General features: G+C 46.8%; 21 protein-coding genes and 1 riboswitch. Of the genes, 2 read left to right on the top strand and 19 right to left on the bottom strand.

Features of this window, described 5'->3' with window-relative positions; all coding sequences use genetic code 11:
• Nucleotides 1-27 precede the first annotated feature (27 nt).
• The 5 genes from ACZOWY_RS01260 to ACZOWY_RS01240 all read right to left on the bottom strand — a co-directional run bounded on the left by ACZOWY_RS01260 (nucleotide 28) and on the right by ACZOWY_RS01240 (nucleotide 3,883).
• Nucleotides 28-783 (bottom strand): NAD-dependent protein deacylase, encoded by a 756-nt coding sequence (locus ACZOWY_RS01260; protein ID WP_484392062.1) that lies wholly within the window; start codon nucleotides 781-783, stop codon nucleotides 28-30.
• A gap of 307 nt (nucleotides 784-1,090) precedes the next feature.
• Nucleotides 1,091-1,888 (bottom strand): ADP-ribosylglycohydrolase family protein, encoded by a 798-nt coding sequence (locus tag ACZOWY_RS01255; RefSeq protein ID WP_484392059.1) that lies wholly within the window; start codon nucleotides 1,886-1,888, stop codon nucleotides 1,091-1,093.
• A 136-nt stretch (nucleotides 1,889-2,024) separates the two neighbouring features.
• Nucleotides 2,025-2,228: a hypothetical protein gene (locus ACZOWY_RS01250; protein ID WP_484392055.1), complete on the bottom strand. Its 204-nt coding sequence runs from the start codon at nucleotides 2,226-2,228 to the stop codon at nucleotides 2,025-2,027.
• A 13-nt stretch (nucleotides 2,229-2,241) separates the two neighbouring features.
• Nucleotides 2,242-2,871 carry an N-formylglutamate amidohydrolase gene (locus tag ACZOWY_RS01245; protein WP_484392050.1) on the bottom strand — a complete coding sequence of 210 codons (630 nt, stop codon included), beginning with the start codon at nucleotides 2,869-2,871 and terminating at the stop codon, nucleotides 2,242-2,244.
• 76 nt (nucleotides 2,872-2,947) lie between these two features.
• A riboswitch (SAM riboswitch) is annotated at nucleotides 2,948-3,037 on the bottom strand.
• Between the two features lie 93 nt (nucleotides 3,038-3,130).
• Nucleotides 3,131-3,883 carry a hypothetical protein gene (locus ACZOWY_RS01240; RefSeq protein WP_484392046.1) on the bottom strand — a complete coding sequence of 251 codons (753 nt, stop codon included), beginning with the start codon at nucleotides 3,881-3,883 and terminating at the stop codon, nucleotides 3,131-3,133.
• A gap of 780 nt (nucleotides 3,884-4,663) precedes the next feature.
• Between ACZOWY_RS01240 and ACZOWY_RS01235 the strand changes: the two genes are divergently transcribed.
• Nucleotides 4,664-4,984, top strand: a complete 321-nt coding sequence (locus ACZOWY_RS01235; RefSeq protein ID WP_484392042.1) for a hypothetical protein — start codon at nucleotides 4,664-4,666, stop codon at nucleotides 4,982-4,984.
• A 107-nt stretch (nucleotides 4,985-5,091) separates the two neighbouring features.
• Here the strand turns inward: ACZOWY_RS01235 and ACZOWY_RS01230 are convergent, their stop codons facing one another.
• The 3 genes from ACZOWY_RS01230 to ACZOWY_RS01220 all read right to left on the bottom strand — a co-directional run bounded on the left by ACZOWY_RS01230 (nucleotide 5,092) and on the right by ACZOWY_RS01220 (nucleotide 6,712).
• Nucleotides 5,092-5,448, bottom strand: coding sequence for a heat-shock protein Hsp90 (locus ACZOWY_RS01230; protein WP_484392037.1), 357 nt, complete (start codon nucleotides 5,446-5,448; stop codon nucleotides 5,092-5,094).
• A 105-nt stretch (nucleotides 5,449-5,553) separates the two neighbouring features.
• A complete protein-coding gene (locus ACZOWY_RS01225) occupies nucleotides 5,554-6,072 on the bottom strand; it encodes a DUF6125 family protein (RefSeq protein ID WP_484392032.1) in 519 nt (172 codons plus the stop codon).
• Nucleotides 6,073-6,139: 67 nt separating this feature from the next.
• Complete coding sequence (locus ACZOWY_RS01220) at nucleotides 6,140-6,712, bottom strand: flavin reductase family protein (protein WP_484392028.1); 573 nt, start codon at nucleotides 6,710-6,712, stop codon at nucleotides 6,140-6,142.
• Between the two features lie 261 nt (nucleotides 6,713-6,973).
• Here ACZOWY_RS01220 and ACZOWY_RS01215 point away from each other — a divergent pair, with 261 nt between their 5' ends.
• Nucleotides 6,974-7,621, top strand: coding sequence for a hypothetical protein (locus ACZOWY_RS01215; RefSeq protein ID WP_484392023.1), 648 nt, complete (start codon nucleotides 6,974-6,976; stop codon nucleotides 7,619-7,621).
• Nucleotides 7,622-7,804: 183 nt separating this feature from the next.
• On the opposite strand, the gene ACZOWY_RS01210 is transcribed toward ACZOWY_RS01215, so the two are convergent.
• From ACZOWY_RS01210 to ACZOWY_RS01160, 11 genes are all read right to left on the bottom strand, one after another.
• Nucleotides 7,805-8,197: a pyridoxamine 5'-phosphate oxidase family protein gene (locus tag ACZOWY_RS01210; protein ID WP_484392539.1), complete on the bottom strand. Its 393-nt coding sequence runs from the start codon at nucleotides 8,195-8,197 to the stop codon at nucleotides 7,805-7,807.
• A gap of 96 nt (nucleotides 8,198-8,293) precedes the next feature.
• The gene (locus tag ACZOWY_RS01205) at nucleotides 8,294-8,638 is read right to left on the bottom strand and encodes a type II toxin-antitoxin system HicB family antitoxin (protein ID WP_484392019.1); all 345 of its coding nucleotides are present in this window, start codon (nucleotides 8,636-8,638) and stop codon (nucleotides 8,294-8,296) included.
• A complete protein-coding gene (locus ACZOWY_RS01200) occupies nucleotides 8,635-8,757 on the bottom strand; it encodes a type II toxin-antitoxin system HicA family toxin (RefSeq protein WP_484392014.1) in 123 nt (40 codons plus the stop codon). The genes ACZOWY_RS01205 and ACZOWY_RS01200 overlap by 4 nt, the downstream gene beginning before the upstream one ends.
• Nucleotides 8,748-8,891, bottom strand: coding sequence for a hypothetical protein (locus tag ACZOWY_RS01195; RefSeq protein WP_484392010.1), 144 nt, complete (start codon nucleotides 8,889-8,891; stop codon nucleotides 8,748-8,750). The genes ACZOWY_RS01200 and ACZOWY_RS01195 overlap by 10 nt, the downstream gene beginning before the upstream one ends.
• A 299-nt stretch (nucleotides 8,892-9,190) precedes the next feature.
• Nucleotides 9,191-9,427: a hypothetical protein gene (locus ACZOWY_RS01190; protein WP_484392005.1), complete on the bottom strand. Its 237-nt coding sequence runs from the start codon at nucleotides 9,425-9,427 to the stop codon at nucleotides 9,191-9,193.
• Between the two features lie 10 nt (nucleotides 9,428-9,437).
• The gene (locus ACZOWY_RS01185; RefSeq protein WP_484392001.1) at nucleotides 9,438-9,770 is read right to left on the bottom strand and encodes a hypothetical protein; all 333 of its coding nucleotides are present in this window, start codon (nucleotides 9,768-9,770) and stop codon (nucleotides 9,438-9,440) included.
• Between the two features lie 200 nt (nucleotides 9,771-9,970).
• Nucleotides 9,971-11,026, bottom strand: coding sequence for a DUF3089 domain-containing protein (locus tag ACZOWY_RS01180; RefSeq protein ID WP_484391997.1), 1,056 nt, complete (start codon nucleotides 11,024-11,026; stop codon nucleotides 9,971-9,973).
• A gap of 138 nt (nucleotides 11,027-11,164) precedes the next feature.
• A complete protein-coding gene (locus ACZOWY_RS01175) occupies nucleotides 11,165-11,335 on the bottom strand; it encodes a recombinase family protein (protein ID WP_484391992.1) in 171 nt (56 codons plus the stop codon).
• Nucleotides 11,336-11,472: 137 nt separating this feature from the next.
• A complete protein-coding gene (locus tag ACZOWY_RS01170) occupies nucleotides 11,473-11,889 on the bottom strand; it encodes a hypothetical protein (protein ID WP_484391989.1) in 417 nt (138 codons plus the stop codon).
• 141 nt (nucleotides 11,890-12,030) lie between these two features.
• Nucleotides 12,031-12,582 carry a TetR/AcrR family transcriptional regulator C-terminal domain-containing protein gene (locus tag ACZOWY_RS01165; protein WP_484391984.1) on the bottom strand — a complete coding sequence of 184 codons (552 nt, stop codon included), beginning with the start codon at nucleotides 12,580-12,582 and terminating at the stop codon, nucleotides 12,031-12,033.
• A 59-nt stretch (nucleotides 12,583-12,641) separates the two neighbouring features.
• Nucleotides 12,642-12,767, bottom strand: coding sequence for a DUF5063 domain-containing protein (locus tag ACZOWY_RS01160; RefSeq protein WP_484392538.1), 126 nt, complete (start codon nucleotides 12,765-12,767; stop codon nucleotides 12,642-12,644).
• Nucleotides 12,768-12,779: the final 12 nt, after the last annotated feature.

Raw genomic sequence — 12,779 nt, 5'->3', positions numbered from 1 at the left:
ACGCCGATTAGCTATGGAAACACATTATTACATAAAGCTTACCGTCTGTTCGGCTACCGCTGCCGATAACACTTTACCGATCGCGTCGCGTATGACAAGCTCAGCCCTTGCATCCGCCCTTGTTTCCGTTTTATTGATGAGGACGAGGTGCCCTCCCCGGAAATAATCGATCAGCCCCGCAGCCGGATAGACCACCAGCGAGGTTCCGCCGACAATCAGGGTATCCGCCTCTTTGATAGCGTGAATCGCATTATACATAACTTCGGAATCCAGGCCTTCCTCGTAAAGGACCACGCCCGGACGGACGATCCCGCCGCAATCCTCGCAATATGGAATCGGTTTTTTTTCATCCCGCAGAACGTAATCTACGGAATAAATCTTGCCGCACTGTATGCACGGCCACCGGAGGATGGATCCATGAAGCTCGTACACTGTTTTTGAGCCTGCCATCTGATGCAGCCCATCAATGTTCTGCGTAACAACCGCTTTCAGGATGCCGCGCCGTTCCAGCTCGGCAAGCGCTTTATGTCCCGCGTTGGGCTGAACATTCCGGATGATACGGTGTTCCCGGTAAAAATCGAAAAACGCTTCCGTATGGTTCACGAAGAAACTGTGGGATGCCATCTCCTCCGGGCGGAATTCCTGATGCAACCGTTGGCTGTATATTCCGTTCGCGCTTCGAAAATCCGGCACCCCGGACTCCGTGGACATCCCTGCGCCACCGAAAAAGACGAGGTTCCTGCTTTCACTGAGAATCCGCACAAGCGCTTCTATGTTGTTCATCACAAATGTCTCTCCTTAGTTTTCCTGTTTCATATTTCGGACAAAATTACAAAAATCATAAGTCTTTCATTCGTTACTCGAAAGCTGCCATGTAAATCTACAGTAACCAGACCCATTTATATTCGCCATCAGTGTCACTTTTACCTTCTGCCCCCATGGCATACCATCACAATCCCCACGTACATCATCGCGATACTTACGCCTCATTGAACCTACTTTACATGCTTTCACGGCGGCTATTGATGTTACTTTGTCACCTGCATGCAATTTCATCATCATAACGCCCTGCGTTACGCGATGATACTTTCTATTTTTGAACCGTTCCGTATTTCTTTTCAAATTCATGCACAATCTTCAGAAGGTCATCATCCAAAAATGCTAACGCACGTTCCAAAATAGTAGACGGTATGCCATAATACGCTTCAGCCATACTGCCGGTAATGGATCCTATGGTATCGCTGTCCCCGCCAATGGAAATGGCATTGCGGATCGCATCTTCAAAACCGGTGGACTCGTAAAACGCTTCAAAGGCCTGAGGCACGCTGCCCTGGCATGTTACGTCAAACTGGTAGGTTGGCCGGATTTGGTCTAAGGTAAAATTGATTTTGTAATATTTATTTTCAATGTGTTCCCTGATCGCTGCCAAACTTTTGCCGCTCCTTGCCATAAAGATCGCCACTGTCACAGCTTCAGCTGCTTTCATCCCTTCCCTATGGTTATGGGTGACTTTGGTAACGGCCCGTGACATGGAAATTGCTTCTTCCATCGTTTTGGCCGCATACCCGCAGGGACTGACCCGCATGGCTGCGCCGTTGCCAAAACTGTGATACGGTTTCGGATTCTTTTCAAAAAGCCAGTCGTAAAAATTTCCGCCGTATCCGGCTAGCGGGTAGCGTCGGCCAAGTTTCTGCATACATGTTACGGTTTCCTGCTCCAGTTTTGCTAAATCACCATTGCTGGCCAAAATTGCCCTGGCGATTGCCAGTGTCATGATACTGTCGTCTGTGGGATGACAGTCTTCGTTGAACAATTCGAATTGTTTTGATTTTATATTGTCCCATTCAAACCGGGAGCCTGCAATATCACCGATAATGGCGCCTAACATAGTAGTATACCTCCATTTCTTTTACTTATATTATATATTATATATCAATTTCACAAAAAATGGTCGCTTGCCGGGCGACAACTGAAACAACTGTCTTGCATGAATTTTTGCTGCAATAACTTTATCATTTAGGTTTTCACTTCAATCTGCCTTCCGCAACTTTCAAAAATTCCTGCAGACAGTATTTAACTTCTTCAAAGGTTTCTCTCTTCTTTCCATTATTTTCATCCATGTACAGGCTGCGGTTCACTTCAACCATCAGGCTCTGCACCCGCTTGTCCTGTAAGGAATAGAAAGGTTCCGGTACCATGGTTCCGGCAAAGGGCGTGTTCACGGCCACATCGAATCCGGCTTTAGTAAAAAATTATATCCAGCAGATCGTCCGGGGTAAAAACAGGATCTGATCCCAGGCATATCTCCGGACGTTTTCGTCTCAGGCTTTCGTTTTTCTCATACGGCAGCGCCGATGCCGAAAAGGAATGTCCGTCAATAAGCAGCGCCTTGTTAAAAAGTGTGAGCTGGCGCTGCACAGCATCTGCCAACTTGCTGTGGTGCTGCTGATAGATTTTCAGCGCTTTGCCGTAAGCCCGTAACCCTGCCGATGAAGAAAGCGGACTGCGTTTTAGCAAGCTGCCGTCTGACATACGCGTGTAATACATGCCCATGCCTTGCTGCCACATCATTTCCTCTTCCGGATCGAGGAACCGTTCCGGGTCGCACACCAGCCGGCTGAATTGATGAACGATAGCAAGGCAGCCCGGGCAGCCAAACAGTTCATCCGTGTACCAGTCGGTCATGCACAGCAGTTCACTGTGCAGTTTTTCTTTTTCCGGCAAAAACTCCTGTTGAAAGATTTTTGGGATGTTCGTACTGCTGTGGGGAATGTGGACGATGACCCGCGGCTGTTCCGCTGTTTTTCCAAACGCGGGCAAGCAGGTTTTACATTTTTGTAACGCTGCCGAAACAAGTTTGATAGATTTCATTTTCTTTCGCCTCCTGTCTGCGATCATAAAGAGGCAAAAGAAAAAGCCCATCGGCATGATGGGCTGTTATTTCAACTTCCCATCATACAAGCTTTAGCACCTTAGCCCTTCCGGCCAGGTTGCTGTGCGGTCACCGAGCTTGTCTCTCGCGCACTCTCTATGGTCAATTGGTATCCGTTTCCGGATTTCATATTAAAGTTTTGGCAGTTCTCACTGCATGTATATTATACTACAAATTGGGTGGAATTTTCTCTCCGTCTCAATACGTCAGCATGTATTTTTTATTGAAAAGTTCCGGTTCATCACGGAAGGAGATATCGACCGGCAGCGGTCTGGAACCGTCATGGAAGTCCCCGCTCCGGAAATGAACCGTCACGCCCTCCGTGGTCATGACCCAGGGCAGGAATTCCATGTCCGCATCTTCATTGATCTTGCTCAGAATCATTCTTTTCGGCCTGTCACCCAGGACTCTTCTGCCGTATTTCTTTGTCAGCCTTGCCAACAGCGTATCGGCCAGTTCTTCCTTCGAGAGTTTGAACACGTCCAGGCTGCTTAATTTTTTTCCTGTTTTTGCATCATAGTTCAGGCCTTCATAGCCCCATCGTTCTCCGGCAAGATCCAGGTGGAACGACTGTTCCAGAAGACTCAGCACCCTTGCGTCATCGCGTTGCAGCTTCACGAAAACGAGCCAGCGGCTGTTGCGGATGTCCCGGTGCCCTTTGGCGGCGAGCTCTTTCGATTCCCGCATGTCCTTATCGAAGAAGGAGCGGAGCTGGTCACTCTCTTTTTTGAGCGATGCGATCAGGTGCCCATGGGAATCGTCTTTGGAAGAAAAGACAGGCCACTGGACCTTCAGTATAAGCCCGTCCTTATCCGTCACATCAATGACGCTGTCTTTCACCCGCAGCCATTTGGAAGCGCTTACGTCAGACCGGAATTCCGGCTGGGCAGCCGCTGCCATGCTGCAGATCATCAGAAATAACACGACGAGGATACCGGTAAGTTTTTTCATTCCATACACCTCCTGTGAATCTCAAAGATTTGTTTAATCAGTGTTTCTAATTATGTCATCGTCTCTTTGCCGGTCCAGCAATTCTTTTCTTAACCAGCGTTCCATAATTTAACTTCTCTTAATAAATTCAGTCTTTCTATAACGGCTATTTAAATTATATCACATAACCAATTCATATTTAAAAAATATTCCCCCTCTTTAGTGGCAGCCGTCCGTTAAGAGAAACTATCTAAATTTATCGCCTTTATATAAAATCGCGTAATAAAGTGCGGTATTAAGAGAATGATAATTCGGCAATTGAATATTTTTGCGTAAAAATAAAATAAGTGCTTGACGGGTTCGTGGCATTGTGGTACAATACCAATGTGTTCGAACCCAAAAAGCCAACTGGAAGACTTCGGATCAGGTTACACCGAACGCTTCAAATTATGTTTCTGCACCCGGCAACGGTCCGGGTGGATACGCAACCGATAGTTTTAATTCGACCATTCCTGTCAGAGATGTAAGTTTGGAGTTTGCCGGCGCAGCCTGATCCGGAGTTTTTTGTCCCCCAAAAAGCCCGGCAGCCGTATCGACGGGCAGGGGCAAAGGCTCACTGTATAAAAACCACAACCGCCCTCAGACCTTATCCCGGCAACGGAAGACCTCATCGAATTCGGGTACATCCCCGAACTGGTAGGCCGCATCACCCTCCGCTGCCGGTACAACCCCATCACCGCGGAAATCCTCTACAACATCCTCCGGGATTCCGACATCTCCCCGTCTAAAGAATTCCAGAAAATGTTCCGCCGGACCCAAAACAACCTTGAATATACCAACAACGCCCTCATGGAAATCGCAAAACAGGCGGAAAAACTCCGGACAGGTGTCCGTGGCCTTCGCAACATCATCGGGGACATCGCCTACCCGATTTACTACGAACTTTCCGGCAAGACAAACCAGCGGGTACTTATTACCCGGCAGACAGTAAACGGGGAAGCGCCTGCCATGGTCCGGCCCTTCTCCTGCGAAAGCGAACCACCGGTGGAATCCACCCGGCCCGGACATCGCTTCTCAGACAGGAGGGAAAACTATACCCGCCGCGGCAAAAAGGCCACGTAACGGTCTTACCCCACCTCATAAAAACACAGCGCCTTTCAATGCGACAGGCGCTGTTAATTTTTATCTCCTGCTTCCCCATAACGTCCCGGCTGTGATCCACCGCATCGTTACAAAAGCACTTCCTTGTTATCCAGAATGGCTTTGCCTGCAGTGCAGGCCGGGCAAAAGCAGATCTTGCCCCCTTCTGCCTTAACTTTTCTCGCGGTTTCCGCCATGTTCGCCGCAGTCTCTGCGCCAAAAATTTCTTTTGCCGCATCAGAGCTGAAAAACGCCAGCGTATTATCTATGCTCTGTACGTCTTCTTCCAGTTCAGCAATTAAATTTTTCCCTGCATCTTTTTCGTCCGCTGTATCCAGCGCCGCCAGATATTTTTGCGCCGCGTCTTTTAATTCCGGGCAGCAGCTGGGCGCCGCCAACACTTCTTTCACTTTCTCCACAATAAAATCGCGATTTGCGTTTGCCATAATGGTATCCTCCTTCGGTTCACAATAAAATATTCAGATTGATCGATTGCCTGACAAACAACTCAGCGGGATTCCGTTCCGCTCTACTCCGTCAGCGAAAATTCCTTACTCTTTCAACGTAAATTTCCAGCTGCAGCAGCAGGTTTCGTCCGTAATCTCCGGGTAACAGCTGACACACTCGCAGGTGATGCGGTCGTCAATAGCCCGGGCGAATTCCCCGTATTCCACGATCCCCACGGCCTTACAGGGATGGAACTCCATGCCCTTGCGTTTCCTCGCCGTCTGCACGCGGCAGTCCACCATGCGGTACAACAACGTGTTCCCTTCGATGCGGATCTCGTCGTCGTTAATGTTGGCATAGAACCGGAGGGACAACGCCTTTGCCAGCCCCTCCAGACCGGGCCGTTCCGGCAGGCGCAAAAACTTTTTCAGTTTCAGGGCTTCCACGACCGTAAACTTCTTCCAGATTTCCACATCGTGGTACATGGCCTCTTCCATGCCGTGCTTCTTCTCCACGGACTGGAACCAGATGCCGTCCGCAGCCAGCCAGTTTTTGGAATAAATCTCCAAAAGTTCGGTCAGCTGTTCCCGCGTCAGATCGTCCAATGCTTTGTTATGGCTCATGTCGTTTCCTTTACATTTGCTTCTTTCAGACTTTTAACAGCTCTCTCTGACATAACGTTGGAAGATTTTATTTTTTCGCCAACGCCGCGCCTTCCTTAAAGGCCTGGCCCACTTTCTCACCGCACACATAATACCCGTGCCGGAACGTGTCATAGATCAGCGCGTTCAGTTTCGTCACATCCACTTTACCGTTTTCATCCAGGATCCGCTCGTCCGCCGCCGTATTCACGATCTGCCCGACCACGCAGAAAAAACTATCCTTCTTCAGCACATCGGCCAGCTCGCACTCCATGACCAGCGGGAACTCTTCAATAACAGGCGCGTTGACATGTTTGCTCTTCACCGCGGTATAACCCGAACGGGCAAATTTGTCCGGCACCTTGTGGCCGGAGACCGTGCCAAAGTAATCCGCCCCGACCATATGGGCCTGATCTGCCAGCGCTACGGTGAACGCTTTCGTTTTCAAAATGTTCTCCGAAGTCTTGTGGCCTTCGTCCAAAAAGAGCGCAATCTTTTTATAATCACAGATCTGCCCCCAGGCCGCGTTCATCACATCCACCGTGCCGTTCTCATCATACGTCGCGATTATCAGCACCGGCATCGGGAATACTGCTTCCATCACGCCTAAATCTTTTTTCATAATATCAGTCATCCTTTCCTGTTAACAAATATTTACCGCTTATCCTAATTATAAAAGAAATTTCGGGAAAATTAAATTGTTTTTTTCCGTCAGCAGCTCATTATCACGGCAGAACTTTTTACGGTAATACTTTCCCAGCATAGTTAAATATTTTTACGGCAAATTTTCTTTTCATTTCACGGAATTTCCTATATAATTAATACAGGCAATCACTCTGCCCGGTGCAGATTCAATCATTTTTTATCCAGGAGGTTCTTTATTATGAAAACACGTCTGATTGCACTCGTTACCCTGTTCCTGATGCTCTTTTGCGGCTCCGCTTTTGCCGACGTTTCCGGCGGCAGCATTACCAGGCTGCGCAACACCAGTGACGGTCAGAAAATCGTTATCTTCACCCAGGAAGGTTACTCTGTGGCAAGCGTTGTGGAATTTGTGGCCAATAAACCCATGGAAGAACGCAACGTAATCGAATCCATCAACGGCTATCTCACACAGCCCGGCAGAGTGCGGATTCTGGACGAACACACCCACTCCGCCGATAACTACATTGATATCGAATACACCCATCTGACGGAAGAAGCCGCCAACCGCTGGCTGTCAAACAAAGGACAGTTCGGCGCCGTGCAGGTCGGCAGCATTACTAAAATGCGCAACACCAGGGATGGTCTGAAAATGGTCATCTTCACCCAGGAAGGTTACTCCGTGGCAAGCGTTCTGGAATTTGTGGCCGACAAACCCATGGAAGCCAGCAACGCCATCGAAGCGGTTAACGGATTCCTCACCGATACCGGCAAAGTAAGGATTCTGGACGAATACACCCACTCTGCCGACAACTACATTGATATCGAAGCCGCTTACCTTTCCGAAGAAACTGCCAACCGCTGGCTGGCGAACGGCGGCCACTTCTAATCCACAGCGCGTTGGAGTTCGCAAAAATTACTGTCACAACATAAAAAATCAGGGCACGCTGCCGTTGTAAAACGAAAGCGGCCCTGTTTTTTTGTGCTGATTTTTTACAAAATAAAAGCGGTAACTTTCGGCCAACTATTCAAAGTTACCGCTATAATGCAGAGTTAACTAAAGAACTGCTGCTTAAAACGTAATGACTTCCGGTTTTTCCGTAAAGGAAGAGAACGTTGCCACCGCATTTTTGAAATACAGCACCTGGGTGTTGTCGTCGTCAGCGCTGTACATATTTTTCAGAGTGGGGAACTTCTCCAGCATGGCAGCTTTCACATCGCGGCTGTCATCATTCACCAGCTCGCCGGCGACGCGGAGCCATTTCCCGCCGTTGAACGCGCAGATCTCCACTTTCGGATTCGCAGCAATCTGTTTGGAAACATCCTTTACCTTGCCGGTCTGGATATAGAGTTTGCCGCCATACAGCAGCGAAGTACCGAAGGGGCGGCAACGGGGCTGGTCCCCCTCCACCGTTGCAAGATAGTACACATGAGCTTCATCGAGGAACTGACATACTTTTTCAATACCTCCTGAATTAAAAGTTAACGCCAGTTGTATCGACTATGTAATGAAATATTCATTACATCAACGATATTTCATTTAGGCTTCTCTTTTATTCGTTTACGCATTAACCGCAATCAATTTCTCTCTTACAGCTTCTTCAATAAAACTGTTCAAACTTTGTTGTTGGGAAATAGCATAAATGGCAGCACGTTTATGAAGTTCGCTGCCAAGGCGGACATTCAGGCTTCCCTTATATGCAGCTTCCGGGGCCTGACCCTCTTTTTCGCAAAAGTCAAGGTAATCATCAACAGCGCCATGAAAATCGGCAATTAATTCAGCTGCGTTAGTTCCTTCATAAGAAATCAGAGAGCGGATTCCCTGCACCTTTCCAAAAAACACCCTGTCGTTCTCGGAAAATTCTATGCTGCCTACATAACCCTTGTATTCCATCGTGTTTTTCATAACAAGCCCTCCTGTTCCAACTGCTCGATAAGTTGTTTTATCTGATACTCTAAAAGTTCTTTGCGCGGGTGTGGTTTATGAAGCAAAATTTTTGTTTTATAAATATCGCTCACAAACATGATGCGTGATCCACTTGTTTTCCTTTATTGCTTCTGTAGTATGAAAAATAACCAAGCAAAGTTTCTGCTTCATTAAATGTAAACGACTTCGGGTTTGCTTTCAATTTTGCAATAAGCTTTTCCTTTTGTCCCAAACTGAGTTACCTCCCTGCTTATACTGTATCACACAAAGGATAAAAACGCAACTAAAAATAGTCGCAAAATGTGTTTTAAAACAGAGGGGTTCTCATCCTTTCTTTGTCTGCCCGGAAAAAACGCGCTACAATCATTTACCCACAAGATTCCAACAAAAAATCAGCCGCTTTCCAGTAGTCTTTGTACCGGAACGCGGCTGTAGTTTTTTATTTACAGCATAAATGACAGAACTGACAATTCGCAACCTGCCTGAAACATGGCAGCGCTGTTCTTATATTATTTTATATGCTTTTCCCCCTCACATCCACCGGAACAGCAGTTCCGACGGAAGCAGGAACAAATAGGGAGCTGTCACTACTGCCAGCCACAAAGCCGATTTGCGGCCCTGTTCTTCTGACAGCCCGGCGCGTTTTAAAATGAATAGGTCGAACCGGTAAATGCAATACGCCGCCAGAAGGACCGAGCAAACCACAATAAGAAGCGCTGCAAAACTTTCAAAGGGATTGAGACCGAGCCCGTGGCTGATTGGCCTCAATGAATCCAGTTTATGGGAGCTCGAAATGTTCCTCCTCTATACTAGTCACAGGATGCGAATCAGCCATGTCGATATCAACACCAGAAACAACTGCGGCTTTAAAATCGGAGTGATTTCCCATGACTATATATTGGACAGCAATATATTCAATAATTCCTTCATATGGGTCAAGAGGCATTGTTTCAAATGGTTTTTCAATATCGACTCCCATCCCTGTTAAATAATCTGACAGTATAGGATATGTTTTCTTAATCTCTAAACAATAGTTTCTGCAATAATCACAGGAACAAAGACTGTTTTTATTTAGTTTTTTATAATAATTCTCTGTTTTTACAATATCCATAGCAATCTCTCATAAACCAGAATTTGTACGTTGCAAATGCTTAATAAATCAGCCTGACAAACTCCGATTTGTATAATTAACTTTGATTTATTTAATTATAACAAAACAGCCGCAGAAAAATCTACGGCTGTTGGAAAAATGGAATTTTGTTTCATCAGTCTCTAATAACGTCAAAGAGAGGCCCGTTTTCGTATCTGCCTCTATCGATTTGCCTTGTAAGCAGCGATGCGCTTTGCCACGTTGTCCTTGATGTTGTTGAAGTAGAACGAGTAGTCGTCTGCGTGCCGACCGTCCGGCCCAAAGTATATGGCTGCCACCTTGGCGACGTCCTCGGGCATTTCCTCGGGTTTGGCGTTCGTCACCACCACGCCACGTTCGGGAAACACTTGCGCGTCCGCGCCGAAATCACCAATCTCCAGCTGGCCGGTTTTCTCGTTCGGCATATACGAACCCAGATTCATGCTCGTTGGTGCGTATGTGTTGTCCAGCTTCCAGTTCAGCGGATTGATACTGATTGCGTTCGGCAGCAGCACGGCGGTCTTTGCATTTTGTTCCATATTCTTCCTGCCCTCGGTGTTCCAGCTGACAATGACCCCCGTGTCGGTCTCGCCCGCCGCAAATTTCATGTGCGGGTTGGCTTTCAGGTCGTCCTTCGTAATGGAGTAGCCTATGACGTAAGCCGCAATCATGCGCTTATAATAGTCGGGGTGCTCCTTGAAGTATTTCTTCAGCACAAGGCGAATGATGGCCGAACCCTGGCTGTGTCCCGCGATGATGAAAGGGCGGCCGTTGTTGAAGTGCTCGAAGTAGTAGTTGAGCGCAGAGGTGATGTCTTCGTAGGGCATCCCGGAAAGCGCTGCGTCAATGTTCCCGTTCTTCTTCCAGACGTCCCCCGCGTACTGCATACCGGCCTGGCGATAGTAGGGAACGAACACGTTGGTAGAATCTGCATACGCGGTTGCGTGCAGCAGATATTCGGTCGCAACGCCCTCCCGCATCTCGGCGTTGTCCAGCGTCGCGTAATCGGGAACGCCCTCTGCCAGACTCCCCATGATGTATTCCGTTGCGTAGACGTAGAACGTATCCACATCCCTGGTAATTTCGGGGATCTGATACCAGCAGTCCTTCTGCGAATAGTCGGTCACTTTCCCCGTGTCGGCGGGCGCTGCCGTTTTTGCCTCCGACGCGCCGGCACAGACCGTCATGCCAAAGCCCAAAGCTGCCGTCATTGCCAATGCTAACATTATCTTTTTCATTTTTCCGCTCCTTTCATTTTTGCGATGTATTTAATTCGAAATCTGAATCAATTTTATTTCATATACCGGCTTGCGAAATCAGCAATTTCATCCAGTGAATCAATGCTGTCCTGCATTTCGGGAAGAAGCAGCGCAAAATCATGGGACATGCCGGATGTCATTTATGGCGCTCATTACGGTCACAGTGTTCCTGCCGAAACGCTGGATGCTTTTCACCACCACGATCTTTATCCTCCCCGCTTTCTGGAGTTTCAGCTCTTTCAACCATTCCGGAATCTTAGCAATCCTTTTTACCTTCGGCGTGTCCATCTTATCACCCTCTCGTTTTTGACTACACTTCATTATATCACGGCCTGTCAAAAACGAGACAAAAAAAGCGTTCTGACAAAGCTGATTGCCAGAACGCGTTTTATGGATTTAATATTTGCTCCCCGTTTCCTATATTTTTAATATGAAAATTTGTTTTCCAGGAATTCTATTATTTTCGAATGGATTCCAAACACATCCCACAATGGGCGGTTCATTGTTTTTGCTACATCTTCCCATCTCTCTGAATTCAGATATCTTAAACTTAACACAGTTCTCATTTCAGAATTCGGCATCATTTTCATCAAGCATAAAAGGTCACGTTTTTGTCCCAATAACTTATCAATATTCTCTTTAATATCGTTTTGCAAATCTTGCATTAATTCCCTGCTAATTCCTTGAACAGCTTTTACTTTTTTACCTCCGAAAATCCTTTCTTCCAATTCGTTTAAATGGCTGGATTGTTCCTCAAGACTTTTGATGCGGGTATCAATATAGCTGCTCGTCGCTAAAAATCTCCAGGTTTCGTATGCCTGTACTTGCTTCTCACCGTTCATGAATATTAACTTTTGGCTTATCTAATTTTGCATGTTTTGTCTAATACTGTGTTTTTATTATATCAAATAATATTAATTACGAAAAATAACAAAAACCGAAATTTATAAACAATGTTTACGAATTTCGGTTTTTATAAACTTCTATCTTCTCAAATACGCTTCAAGGGGACCTGGCATGGCAGCATCCATTAAACCGACAAACTCATCCAAAGGAATCGGTTCTCCTTCCACAAACCATTCGTTAACGGTTCGTGCTATCGCCCGGAAATAAAACCGTAAACAAAACTGGATGTCCGATGGAAGTTCCATCCCCCCATTGTCTTCCCGAAGCCGGTTTTTCATCAATGCAAGCGCGTACTCCATCGTTTTATTGCTGAAAGAATCCTGTCCTGCGGTATTTTTAAACACATTTGCATAAAACGAAGGATGTTCCAGTAACGGTGTACAAAGAGCCCTCAAAAGCTGAGGCCATGTATAGATAATGTTCTTTTCCGCAAATAACGCCTCCGCTTTACGATTATATATCCAGGCCAGCAGCTGATACTTATCCTGAAAATAATGATAAAAGGTGGTGGATGTCAGACCGCAGTTCTGCACAATCTCTTTCACCGTAATCTTTTCTACAGTTTTATTCCTGGCAAGCTCTATAATGGAAGCCGCCAGTAATTCTTTAGTTGTCTGCCGGACGATCATGCTCGCTTTTCTCCCTTCAAGAAGAATCGTATATGAATCCCTCTGAGCTAAATTTTAATTTATCGACATCTGACAGCATGCAATGCCCTGAGAGCATCCACGACATGCTGACCCCAATGAGAGTTAAAACTAAGTTTCCACTCAAAGACAGCATTTCCAACTCGACCCGCTTCATATTCTTTCATACCGTTTCTTAA

Source organism: Succiniclasticum sp. (assembly GCF_056977735.1).
Note: the sequence above shows the minus strand (reverse complement) of the source record. Positions and strands in the feature narration are given on the sequence as shown.

Coding starts and splice junctions, on each gene's coding strand:
- ACZOWY_RS01185 (WP_484392001.1), bottom strand. CDS start 9,770: ATGGATATTGTAAAAACAGAGAATTATTATAAAAAACTAAATAAAAAC.
- ACZOWY_RS01255 (WP_484392059.1), bottom strand. CDS start 1,888: ATGTTAGGCGCCATTATCGGTGATATTGCAGGCTCCCGGTTTGAATGG.
- ACZOWY_RS01235 (WP_484392042.1), top strand. CDS start 4,664: ATGTTCCGCCGGACCCAAAACAACCTTGAATATACCAACAACGCCCTC.
- ACZOWY_RS01225 (WP_484392032.1), bottom strand. CDS start 6,072: ATGAGCCATAACAAAGCATTGGACGATCTGACGCGGGAACAGCTGACC.
- ACZOWY_RS01175 (WP_484391992.1), bottom strand. CDS start 11,335: ATGGACACGCCGAAGGTAAAAAGGATTGCTAAGATTCCGGAATGGTTG.
- ACZOWY_RS01220 (WP_484392028.1), bottom strand. CDS start 6,712: ATGAAAAAAGATTTAGGCGTGATGGAAGCAGTATTCCCGATGCCGGTG.
- ACZOWY_RS01180 (WP_484391997.1), bottom strand. CDS start 11,026: ATGAAAAAGATAATGTTAGCATTGGCAATGACGGCAGCTTTGGGCTTT.
- ACZOWY_RS01260 (WP_484392062.1), bottom strand. CDS start 783: ATGAACAACATAGAAGCGCTTGTGCGGATTCTCAGTGAAAGCAGGAAC.
- ACZOWY_RS01245 (WP_484392050.1), bottom strand. CDS start 2,871: ATGAAATCTATCAAACTTGTTTCGGCAGCGTTACAAAAATGTAAAACC.
- ACZOWY_RS01200 (WP_484392014.1), bottom strand. CDS start 8,757: ATGTTTGTGAGCGATATTTATAAAACAAAAATTTTGCTTCATAAACCA.
- ACZOWY_RS01170 (WP_484391989.1), bottom strand. CDS start 11,889: ATGAACGGTGAGAAGCAAGTACAGGCATACGAAACCTGGAGATTTTTA.
- ACZOWY_RS01215 (WP_484392023.1), top strand. CDS start 6,974: ATGAAAACACGTCTGATTGCACTCGTTACCCTGTTCCTGATGCTCTTT.
- ACZOWY_RS01240 (WP_484392046.1), bottom strand. CDS start 3,883: ATGAAAAAACTTACCGGTATCCTCGTCGTGTTATTTCTGATGATCTGC.
- ACZOWY_RS01230 (WP_484392037.1), bottom strand. CDS start 5,448: ATGGCAAACGCAAATCGCGATTTTATTGTGGAGAAAGTGAAAGAAGTG.
- ACZOWY_RS01165 (WP_484391984.1), bottom strand. CDS start 12,582: ATGATCGTCCGGCAGACAACTAAAGAATTACTGGCGGCTTCCATTATA.
- ACZOWY_RS01160 (WP_484392538.1), bottom strand. CDS start 12,767: ATGAAAGAATATGAAGCGGGTCGAGTTGGAAATGCTGTCTTTGAGTGG.
- ACZOWY_RS01205 (WP_484392019.1), bottom strand. CDS start 8,638: ATGAAAAACACGATGGAATACAAGGGTTATGTAGGCAGCATAGAATTT.